Raw genomic sequence first — 10,503 nt, 5'->3', positions numbered from 1 at the left:
CTTGCTGCATCCACCTTTCGCCCTTCACCTTTAGCCTTTCGCCTCAAAGCAACACCACATCATACTGCTCCTGATTGTATTCAGCCTCGGCCCTGAACTTAATGCGCACGTTCAAAAAGACTTCCAGTTCGGCCAGCATGTCCGCTTCCTCATCAAGCAGCATTTCCACAACTGAGTTGGAAGCCAGAACCAATATTTTCTGAACCTTGTACTGCCTGACTTCGCGAATAATTTCCCGGAATATTTCCAGGCACATGGATTCCGCAGTTTTCAAAACGCCGCGGCCGCCGCAGGCGCTGCAAGGCTCACAAAGTATATGCTCCAGACTTTCCCGCGTCCTTTTGCGAGTCATTTCCACTAGCCCCAGTATCGAGACTTCAGTGATGTTGGTTTTGGCGTGATCTTTTTCCAGATGCCGCTCGAAGGCCTGCAAAACCTGTTTTTTATGGTCCTCGCTTTGCATATCGATAAAATCGATGATGATGATGCCGCCGAGATTCCTGAGCCTGAGTTGCCGAGAAATCGTTTGCGCCGCTTCAAGATTGGTCTTGAAAATCGTCTCTTCCAGATTGCGGCCACCGACATAACCGCCAGTATTCACATCGACGGTGGTCATCGATTCGGTCTGGTCAAACACTAGGTGCCCGCCCGATTTCAGGTTGACTTTACGCTCCAGCGCTTTTTGGATTTCATCCTCAACGCTGTAAATATCGAATACCGGACACTCGCCGGTGTAATGCTCAATCACAGGCACAATTTCCGGCACAAAAATCTCCGCAAATTCGACCAGGCGATGGTAGGTTTCCTTTGAATCCACCCGGACTCTTTCAATGCCTTCCCTGTATAAATCCCTTAAGGTCCTAATGCTCAGCGGCAAGTCCTTATGGATAAACTGCTTGGGCTTGGCGGTGGCGATCTTGGCCGCGATTGATTCCCACAGTTTCAGCAAGAATGTCATATCGGCAATCAATACCGTCTCATCAATGCATTCTGCCGCTGTCCTTGCGATAAATCCGCCGCATTTGTGCTCCAGCCTGAAAGCGTCGAGACAGGCTCTTAAGCGGACTCGCTCGGTTTCGCATTCAATCCGCTGGGACACGCCGGAATTTTGCGCATAAGGCATATAAACCTGAAACCGCGACGGTATCGATATTTCTGTGGTCAGGCGCGCGCCCTTGCTGCCGAGGGGATCTTTGACCACTTGCACGATAATATGCTGGCCTTCGTGCAAGTAATGCTCGATGTTTTCCGATCCTTTCTTTTCCAGATCCTTGGCGCATAGGTCGGAAAGATGCAAAAATGCCGCCCTCGGCAGGCCAATATCGACAAAAGCCGCCTGCATACCGGGCAGAACACGGCACACTTCACCTTTATAAATGTTACCGACCAAGCCCCGCTGCCGGGTCCGCTCAATGATCAATTCCTGCAAGACGCCATTTTCAATAACCGCAACACGTGTCTCAGGCGGAGTAACGTTAATTAAAATTTCTTCACTCATTTGAAAAGACCTATGCCTTGCCTGGATAAAAGTTCCGCGGTTTCAAACAACGGTAACCCCACCACGCCGGAAAAGCTGCCGTTAATCGACGCAACAAATACGCCGCCCAAGCCTTGAATTGCATAGCTGCCGGCTTTATCGCCCGGCTCGCCGCTTTGCCAATAGGCCTCCATTTCGCATTCCGTCAACGGCCTGAAAGTCACCTCGGTAATGCTGACCGCCTGATCATGCTGCCGCCCTCTGAGCGAAATTGCGCTATAAACCCGATGCATTTTACCGGATAACAGCCGTAGCATGGCAAACGCATCATCCCGGTCTTTGGGTTTTCCCATAATCAAGTCGTCCAGAACCACAGCGGTATCGGCTGCCAAAACCGGTACGCTGTCACCCAGCTCTGCGAGGCATGCAGCAGATTTTTCGGCGGCCAGCCGCTGCACGTAGTCCAACGGCGTTTCATTGAGCAACGGCGACTCGTCAACATCGACCGGATGGACGCGATAAACGATTTTAATCTGATCCAGCAATTCCCTGCGCCGGGGGGAGGCTGAGGCAAGGATAATCTGCGCAGCCATTAACGATGATAGGGATGATTGTTGAGGATACTCCAGGCACGATAAATCTGCTCGGCCACAACGATGCGCACCAGCGGATGAGGGAATGTCAGCTTCGACAAGCTCCATGACTCCCGTGCCAGTTGTTTTACGGAATCCGCCAAACCTTCCGGCCCGCCTATTAATAAGGAAACATGCTGCCCGCCTTCCAGCCAGCGTTGCATCGCTTGTGCCAGTTCGGGCGTCGTCCAGGGTTTGCCGGGAATATCCAAGGTGACAATATGTGTACTTTGAGGCATTGCCGCAATCATGCGTTCGCCTTCCTCTTTCACAATTCTGGCGACATCGCTGTTCTTGGCTCGCTTGCCCGGAGCAATTTCTTTAAGGACCAGCTCGCATTCACGGGGTAAACGTTTGGCGTATTCGTCATAGCCCTGCTGCACCCAGCCCGGCATACGGTTTCCTACTGAAATCAGATTTATTTGCATGCTGCGCAGGATACAGGAGAACAGGCTTGTGATGCAATGCGGCCTATTGGCAGTTATATTTCGCAACAAAAATAACTTGCAAAAAAGCTTAAGTAATAAGCTTATCAGCCGCTATATTGGCAAACTGACACAGGAATGACTACCGTGAACATTAATTTTTTAAAGCCAATATTTGCCGCACCGGTTCTTGCCAAGCCCTCGATATTCACATCGTCGTTGGCGCTAGCCGGATTAACCATCAGCCTGTTAATGACCGCCTGCACGACCGGCAAAGCGCCGCCAACTGCGTTTCTGCCGTACAAAACCATCAGTGCGAAAGGCTACGGCACTGTCGAAAAAAGCGACCGGTATTCGCGCTCGCAAATTAAATTAATGGCCATGAGGGCATCCAAAATGGACGCTTACAGGAGTTTGGCCGAGCAGCTTAATGGCATTCAATTGCACGGGCAAACCACGGTCGGAGATATGGAAGTCAGCCACGACAATTACCAGATTAATCTTAATGCTTATTTACGCGGAGCAAGGGTAGTAAAAACCTCGGCTATCGGCAGCGATATTTACGCCGGCGATGATACTTTTGAGACGGTTGTGGAGCTTGATTTGACACCCAGACTTTATGAGTGTCTTAACGGCCCAAGCGCTTTAATGAACCAGTGCCTCCAACAAAACACGGAAAGTCCGGCATACAGCACTGACAATGCTCCGGCTAAGATATCAAGCATTAACAATTATGCTAATACCAAGGGATTTAGTCATCAATAATCCGGCAAATAATCATACAAACTTTCGGCATAACTTTTTTCATTGCTGGCACATTTGTAAGGCGGCAGCCACAACAATTACCTTTGAAAATTACTGCAAATAGCATTTAATAATGGTTTTGCAGGAGCGCCGCAATTAGTCAAAGCATCCACTTCTGCACCCGCTTCTTGCTTACATCCCTTGTAAGCACAGCAACAAACAGAGTTGATGAATGGCAAAAATATTATTTGAATGCATACTGTTATCCTTGGTTTTACTAAATCAATCGTATGCCGTTGTTCAACCTAGTGCTGATGTTGTAACTGTTGAAGGCCAGGCTGTTATTAACAAAAACATGCCGCTATTAGCTAAACAGCAGGCATTGCAGGACGCCATCCGTCAGGCATCCATGCAATTGTCTGTTAACCTTCATAGCCAAACTACCGTCAACCAAAATAACGTTGCCCTGGATACTTTTTCCATGCGCACCGCTGCTGCGGTGAAAAATACCAAAATTATCAGGGAATGGACGACTGGCGATATCTATCATGTTGTCGCAATGGTCGAGTTATCTGCTGACAACGCCTGCACAACTCATTATCGGAAACGCATTGTCGCAACCGCCTTCCCTTTAGCTAAACAGGAACAGGTCAGTGGTTATGAGACGCAGGATCTATATGGCGGCATTCCACGCGAGCTTAATAACCATTTAATCGAGTCCGGCGATTTTGTAGGCAGCAACGCGACTAATATCAATTTATACCCAAAAGCCGACTTGGCTCCGGAAATACAAGATCGTACAGCCTATCGCCCATCGAAAGTCATGCAAGTCGCAGCATCGAACGGCACGCAATTGGTGCTGTCCGGCGTCATTAGAGACTTGGAGGTTGAATCTTCCGAATACATGAGAGGCGCGGGGCCTTTGGCATTCGTTAAAAGTTTAGTTCGTGACATGGTGGCCAGGCGCGGTATCGGAATTGATGTTTTTGTACATGACGGATATAGCGGTGCATTAATCTTCCAACAGCGTTATACCGATGAGGTCTTAGGCGATGTGTGGATTCCTGCAACTTATACGGTAGGCAGTGAGCGCTTTAACTCCACGTCAACCGGCGAAAAAATAGCCCAACTTATAAATCAGGCCAGCACTGATATACGCCAAGCCTTAAGCTGCCACCCCTTTACAACGCGCATTGTTGAAATAAAGGATGACAAAGTATTTATTGATGCTGGCACGCAGGAAAGGCTTAATGTCGGCGATCAGCTGGTGGTTTACAGCACGGGCGATGAAGACTTGAATCTTGATGGCGGTATCAGTTTTGTAGGTAAAGACAGGCAGCCTGCCGGTGTAGTAACCCTCGTCACTGTAACCCCACGCTATTCCATTGGCAACTTGGAAGCGCCTGCCCGTGACCTGGGAGTCAGGATTGGAGACTGGGTACAATCCTGGTAACCGGCTCATTACACAGACCGGACACTTGCTATACTGTTAGCTTTAGACTATATATTTGTACTTACATTAACTTTTACCAGAGTCCATTGTGGAAATTAAATCAAGCATATTCGGCGAACAAATCATTGATCCCAGCACTATCATTAACTTTCCTAACGGAATCCCAGGTTTTGAAGATCAAACCCGTTTCAAACTATTTCATCAGGAGGGCGACAACCCTCTCGTGTTCTGGCTCCAATCCTTAGATGACGAATCCCTTATCTTTTCAGTCGCTCAACCTTCTATTTTCAATATTAATTATGACTTCATCTTAAATGATTCTGAAGAAGCCATACTGGGAATTGAAGATATTAGCGACATACTCATACTGATAATGTTGCATAAAGACGCATCGGCTCAACCTACCATTAAAGGCTCTATTAGATCCCCATTAGTGATTAACAGCGCAAAAAGAATCGGCTTACAGAAGATACTTACTCAGGTGGAGCAGAGCATAACGCTGACGGACATCAGCAATGAAATTAATGTTTCTGAAAGTGCATAAAGATTGCTAGCAACTTGGATGGAATCTCTCCAAAAGAGCCTATTATTCAACCTTTAGCCGCATCTTTACGGAATTTATTATTACTGCCGCTTTTTAGCGGCAGTTTTGCGGGAATATCGGTACTTCATGAACAGATGCTCGCTACTTTGCGGCGTAGCCGTGTACCTAGGATGGAATCAGAAAATCAGCCTATTCAAATATCGATTTGTGCCGCGAATAAGGCAGGCAATCAAGTGGAAGCAGCAGCTTGGACGGGAATGGAATTGGCTGAGCGCTGGACCTGGTTCTTTTCATTAAAATAAATCAGGGTAGGCTTATGATTTTCCGCTTCTTTTTGGTCCAATATTGCATAAGCGCAGACAATAATCAGGTCACCTGGACACGCCAAACGGGCAGCGGCGCCATTAACTGAAAATAACCCAGACCCTTCTTCGGCACGAATAGCATAGGTCGTAAAACGCGCGCCATTATTGACATTATAAATCTGTATCTGTTCGTATTCTCTGATACCCGATAAATCAAGAATATTGCCGTCAATCGCACAAGAACCTTCATAACCCAATTCTGAATGAGTTACCGTGGCTCTATGTAATTTCGCTTTAAGCATTGTGATTTGCATAATAAAAACTATATAAATACTCTTGAGAACCGCGCATTATCCATTAATTGCAACAATGCATCAACTTTTAGCATTTTTCAATCCGTACAAACCCTACTATTACTTATCTGGAAAAATAGATATTATCGATTAATCGGGTTTTGCCAAGCCTTGCCGCCGCCAACAAAACCAAGTCCATATCATCCATGCCTGCTTTTTTTAAGTCGCCAGCCCTGCACACGGTAAAATATTCCGGTTGAAAACCACAGTCTCGTAAAAACAGTAAAGCGCTGTTCTCGATGTCCTCATAAGATTGCTGTCCCGCTAAAATAGCATCGCGTGCAATACATAAGGACTGATACAGTTTTGCGGCGACAGCTTTTTCATCTGCGCTTAAATAGCCGTTTCTGGAGCTCATCGCCAGCCCGCTCGCCTCCCGGACCGTTTCCACACCGACTATCTCAATAGGAAAATTTAAATCCCTGACCATTGTCCGTATTACCGTCAGCTGCTGAAAATCTTTTAATCCAAATAAAGCCGTGTCCGGCTGCACTATATTAAATAACTTACAAACAACTGTCGCAACCCCGTCAAAATGCCCGGGTCTTGATGCTCCGCAATACCACTCGGACAGACCGGCTATCGATACGATTGTCTTGGCATCGGACGCATAAACCTCTGAAACAGCGGGCAAAAACACCAAGTCCGCACCGGATGAATTGAGTTTTTCCTGATCTTCCTGCTCGGTACGCGGATAGCTTTCAAAATCTTCGCCAACACCGAACTGGGTAGGATTGATAAAAATACTAACTACCACCCGATCGGCTTTTTCTTTGGCTTTGCTTACCAACGCCAGATGCCCGGCATGCAAATTGCCCATGGTCGGCACTAAGGCAACGCTCTGTCCTGCCGAACGCCACTCTCTAACCGCATTGCGTAATTCTGATACTGTGTTAACTGTGCGCATAAGCCTTAAAAACTATGTTCAGCCGTTGGAAACAGGGCCTGCTTAACCGCTTGGTGATAGGCACTGATAGCCTCCTCGATATTCGCCGCGCCAGTCATGAAATTTCGGGAAAACCGCGGACGCTTGATTGTGCCGATATTGAGCATGTCATATAGCACCAGCACTTGCCCATCGCAATCTACGCCAGCACCGATACCTATAACAGGGATGGTTAACTGCAAACTGATCTCTTTAGCCAACGCCGCAGGAACACACTCCAATACCAGCAGACCGGCACCTGCTTGCTGTAATTCATGAGCATCGGCCAATAATTTTTCTGCTGCCGCCTTTTCCTTGCCCTGAACTTTATAGCCGCCCAATTGATTAATCGACTGCGGCAACAAGCCCAGATGCCCGCAAACAGGAATGCCCTGATCTACAAGAAACCTGACGCACTCGATTCTCGGCCCTTCCAGCTTAACCATTTGGGCCCCGCCAATCTGCATTAACTTGGCGGCATTTTTAGCTGCGATGACAGTCGTGCTGTAAGTCATAAACGGCAAATCGGCGATAATAAACGCCCTCTGCCGAGCATTGCTAACGCACCGGGTATGATAAACCATGTCTCTGATAGTAACCGGCAGCGTGGTATCATGCCCTTGAATAACCATCCCCAGAGAATCTCCCACCAGCATCACATCGACTCCCACCTTGTCGATCAAGGCGCTAAATCCTGCGTCATAGGCGGTTAAACAGGAAATTTTCTCGCAGCGTTGTTTCATGGCGGCAAGATCAATAATTGATAGCGGCTTTAACGTAGCTGTGGAAGCATATTGGTTCATTTTATTCTTGAAGATATCGGCTTTGCTGAAACAAAAATCAATCCAGCCGCTTCAGTCCGTTCATGGGACATTGGGCGAGCAGATCAACAATATGGCCTTTTCCAGGCACTGTCAATTGAGGCGCGATCTCAAACAAGGGATACAAGACAAAGGCCCGTTCAGCCAAACCCGGATGCGGCACGATTAAATCAGGCATTTCAATAATCTGATCGTCATAGATTAACACATCCAAATCCAGCGTTCTTGCTCCCCACCGCTCGGCTTTCCTGACCCGACCGTGATTGTTTTCGATGTGCTGCAGCCGACGCAACAAATCTATCGGCGGCAAGTCGGTCGCGACACACATCACTGCATTAACGTAATCAGGCTGATCCTGCGGCCCCATCGGCGGACTATGATACAAACTGGAAAATGCCAGCTCCCGCACTCCGGGTATTTGCGTTATTGCCGTGCGCGCTGATTTAATTTGTTCCGCAGGGTTTTCGAGATTACTGCCTAAACCTATAAAAGCGGTTATCAAGTCAGCTTTTGAATTTTCCATAACTATCGAATACTTTAAGGTTCTGTTTTTGGAGTACTGTCTTTACCTTTTCTGGAATAGCTTCTTTTGCGCCCTGACTTTTTGCTGCGCGGGGGCTGAGTCATTTTTCTTTGCTCATTATCACTGGCATTCTGGTACGTGGTCCACCATTCAGCCAACTCGGGATCGGCGCCTCCGGTCTCGGCGCGTAATACCAGAAAATCATAGGCTGCCCTAAAGCGAGGATGACCGATCAAACGACTGGGCTTAGACCCAGTACGTGCATTAAACTTGGGCTGCATACTCCAAACCTCACGCATAGCCATACTGATATGGCGAGGAAGAGCCGTGCTTCTAATCTGCCGGGCAATAATCTCACTGGCCGCATCCTGATAGGCAATAAACTCAACCTCGCCTTGCGCCATTTTTTCTTTAGCCAGCATCCGCACCGGCTCCCACAAAAAAGCCGCCAATAAAAAGTAAGCCGTAACCGTTTTGCCTTCCGCTATCCTGTTATCCGAATTTTCCAGCGCTTTAACCAATAACAATCGGGGAAAACCACTGTCTTCAACCGCTAAACTGTTCTCAGTGGCAGGAAACAGCACTTGGAAAAGCCCATAATGCCTGAGCATTTCAAAAGTTTGCAGCGCATAACCGAATAAAAACAACTTGATCGCTTCATCATAAAGCCTGGCGGACGGGATGCTGGCCAGTAACTGGGCATCGTTGTGTATCGCTTTCTCGCATTCAGGATCCAGATTGAAGCCGAGTTTAACGGCAAAACGCACCGCCCTCAGCATGCGCACGGGGTCTTCACGAAAACGCATGTCAGGGTCGCCGATAAGCCTGATCACCCCCGCTTTATGGTCGGCCATACCGCCGACATAATCCACTACTGAAAAATCTTTTATATTGTAATATAGGGCATTAACAGTAAAATCCCTGCGCCACACATCTTCTTCGATGGCACCGTAGACATTATCCCGTAACAGCCTTCCTTCCTTGTTGAGCACCTGCTTGTCGCTTTGCTCTTCCCCTGCGCCTCTAAAAGTCGCAACCTCGATAATTTCCCGACCAAAATGCACATGCGCCAGACGAAACCTGCGGCCGATTAACCGGCAATTCCGAAATACCCTTCTAACTTGATCAGGATCGGCATTGGTTACGACATCAAAATCCTTGGGTTCCCGCCCCAACAGTAAATCACGCACACAGCCGCCGACAAGGTAAGCATCGAATCCTTCCTTTTGCAGACGGTACAAAACTTTCAGCGCATTCTCACTGATCTGGGAGCGTGAAATATTATGTTCAGCACGTGAATATATTTTGACTCGTGGACCAGCAGGTTCAGCTTCATTTTTGGCTGATTTAATAATTTTTTTAAAGAAGTTTAAAATAGTCTTTACACCTTGTTATTTTTCTAATTACTTTAATTATATCATTGGTAATGAATTCTAACCCAATCCGCAAGTTTCTTTTACATTCCTGTTTTGAATGGAGTAGAATCATCACTCTGATTTTTTCAAGCAATTCTAAATTACATCACGTTGCACATACCAGATAAAAGATCAGACAACCATTTTTTAAACATCGCACAAACATTAGCGTGCTTGACTGGAATTGTTATGTTCAAAAAGATTCTTAATAGCTTAATAGACCAACCTTTGTTAACCAGCCTTTTTGCAACAGATTTCTTCATTCTTCTGTTTCACAGACCGCCATTTTTGTTTTCTCTCATAATGCTGGGAGCGCTAATGGCGATGTGCATGTATTTTGGTCAAAAACTAGCCTTATTCAAAATTTAATTGGTTGGATCAACAGAGAATATATCGCAAAAACCAGGCAATGATCCCACATCAAAGCCTGGTTTTTTCCGTCGCCTGGCAGTTATATTTTACGACCTCCTGCTACTGATCGCCGTTTTATTTGTCGCGACCGCAGTATTGCTTCCTTTAAATGCAGGCGAAGCTTTCACTAGTCAACAATTCTTTTTCCCCATTTATCTTCTGCTAGTCAGCTTCTTCTTTTACGCCTGGTTTTGGACGCACGGCGGACAAACATTGGGCTTGCGGGCTTGGAAAATAAGAGTGCTTACCTTTGATATGAAACCCATCAGCTGGAAACAGGCCTTGCTCCGCTTCCTGGCCGCCATCATATCATGGGGCTTTTTCGGACTAGGCTTCTTGTGGATACTTATCGATAAAAATCAGCGTAGCTGGTACGACCATTTATCCAAAACAACCCTTTTTCTTAACACTCCCGAAACACATCACTACCAAGCCCCCGGCCACATACCTCCCAAACAATAACACGCGATGTCAT

The 10,503-nt window shown here is 47.1% G+C and carries 13 protein-coding genes; 5 read left to right on the top strand and 8 right to left on the bottom strand.

Going from position 1 to position 10,503, the window contains the following annotated elements; all coding sequences use genetic code 11:
- Positions 1–43 precede the first annotated feature (43 nt).
- The 3 genes from rng to rlmH are packed head-to-tail and all read right to left on the bottom strand — an operon-like array spanning position 44 to position 2,537.
- A complete protein-coding gene (rng, locus tag M0R47_RS02435; RefSeq protein ID WP_292549802.1) occupies positions 44–1,498 on the bottom strand; it encodes a ribonuclease G in 1,455 nt (484 codons plus the stop codon).
- On the bottom strand, positions 1,495–2,070 hold the full coding sequence (locus tag M0R47_RS02430) for a Maf family protein (protein WP_292549800.1): 576 nt from the start codon (positions 2,068–2,070) through the stop codon (positions 1,495–1,497). The genes rng and M0R47_RS02430 overlap by 4 nt, the downstream gene beginning before the upstream one ends.
- Positions 2,070–2,537: a 23S rRNA (pseudouridine(1915)-N(3))-methyltransferase RlmH gene (rlmH, locus tag M0R47_RS02425; RefSeq protein WP_292549797.1), complete on the bottom strand. Its 468-nt coding sequence runs from the start codon at positions 2,535–2,537 to the stop codon at positions 2,070–2,072. Before rlmH ends, M0R47_RS02430 begins: the two co-directional genes overlap by 1 nt.
- A 144-nt stretch (positions 2,538–2,681) precedes the next feature.
- On the opposite strand from rlmH, the gene M0R47_RS02420 reads away from it, so the two are divergent.
- The 3 genes from M0R47_RS02420 (at position 2,682) to fliW (ending at position 5,275) form a co-directional block, all read left to right on the top strand.
- Positions 2,682–3,299, top strand: coding sequence for an LPP20 family lipoprotein (locus M0R47_RS02420; RefSeq protein ID WP_292549794.1), 618 nt, complete (start codon positions 2,682–2,684; stop codon positions 3,297–3,299).
- A gap of 211 nt (positions 3,300–3,510) precedes the next feature.
- A complete protein-coding gene (locus M0R47_RS02415) occupies positions 3,511–4,731 on the top strand; it encodes a flagellar assembly protein T N-terminal domain-containing protein (RefSeq protein WP_292549792.1) in 1,221 nt (406 codons plus the stop codon).
- A gap of 88 nt (positions 4,732–4,819) precedes the next feature.
- Positions 4,820–5,275: a flagellar assembly protein FliW gene (gene fliW / locus M0R47_RS02410; RefSeq protein WP_292549789.1), complete on the top strand. Its 456-nt coding sequence runs from the start codon at positions 4,820–4,822 to the stop codon at positions 5,273–5,275.
- 229 nt (positions 5,276–5,504) lie between these two features.
- On the opposite strand, the gene panD is transcribed toward fliW, so the two are convergent.
- From panD to pcnB, 5 genes are all read right to left on the bottom strand, one after another.
- Entirely contained in the window at positions 5,505–5,894 is a 390-nt protein-coding gene (gene panD, locus M0R47_RS02405; RefSeq protein ID WP_292549786.1) for an aspartate 1-decarboxylase, read from the bottom strand.
- A gap of 103 nt (positions 5,895–5,997) precedes the next feature.
- Positions 5,998–6,840, bottom strand: a complete 843-nt coding sequence (gene panC, locus M0R47_RS02400) for a pantoate--beta-alanine ligase (protein WP_292549785.1) — start codon at positions 6,838–6,840, stop codon at positions 5,998–6,000.
- Positions 6,841–6,845: 5 nt separating this feature from the next.
- Positions 6,846–7,661: a 3-methyl-2-oxobutanoate hydroxymethyltransferase gene (gene panB / locus M0R47_RS02395; RefSeq protein ID WP_292549783.1), complete on the bottom strand. Its 816-nt coding sequence runs from the start codon at positions 7,659–7,661 to the stop codon at positions 6,846–6,848.
- 37 nt (positions 7,662–7,698) lie between these two features.
- Positions 7,699–8,202, bottom strand: coding sequence for a 2-amino-4-hydroxy-6-hydroxymethyldihydropteridine diphosphokinase (gene folK, locus M0R47_RS02390; RefSeq protein WP_292549780.1), 504 nt, complete (start codon positions 8,200–8,202; stop codon positions 7,699–7,701).
- A 14-nt stretch (positions 8,203–8,216) separates the two neighbouring features.
- A complete protein-coding gene (gene pcnB / locus M0R47_RS02385) occupies positions 8,217–9,467 on the bottom strand; it encodes a polynucleotide adenylyltransferase PcnB (RefSeq protein ID WP_292550152.1) in 1,251 nt (416 codons plus the stop codon).
- 339 nt (positions 9,468–9,806) lie between these two features.
- On the opposite strand from pcnB, the gene M0R47_RS02380 reads away from it, so the two are divergent.
- On the top strand, positions 9,807–9,986 hold the full coding sequence (locus M0R47_RS02380) for a hypothetical protein (RefSeq protein WP_292549778.1): 180 nt from the start codon (positions 9,807–9,809) through the stop codon (positions 9,984–9,986).
- Positions 9,987–10,490 (top strand): RDD family protein, encoded by a 504-nt coding sequence (locus tag M0R47_RS02375; protein ID WP_292549775.1) that lies wholly within the window; start codon positions 9,987–9,989, stop codon positions 10,488–10,490.
- The last annotated feature ends 13 nt before the right edge of the window (positions 10,491–10,503 follow it).

This window comes from Methylobacter sp. (assembly GCF_023227905.1).
Classification (GTDB): Bacteria; Pseudomonadota; Gammaproteobacteria; order Methylococcales; family Methylomonadaceae; genus Methylobacter_A.
This window is presented reverse-complemented; position numbering and strand designations above follow the sequence as displayed.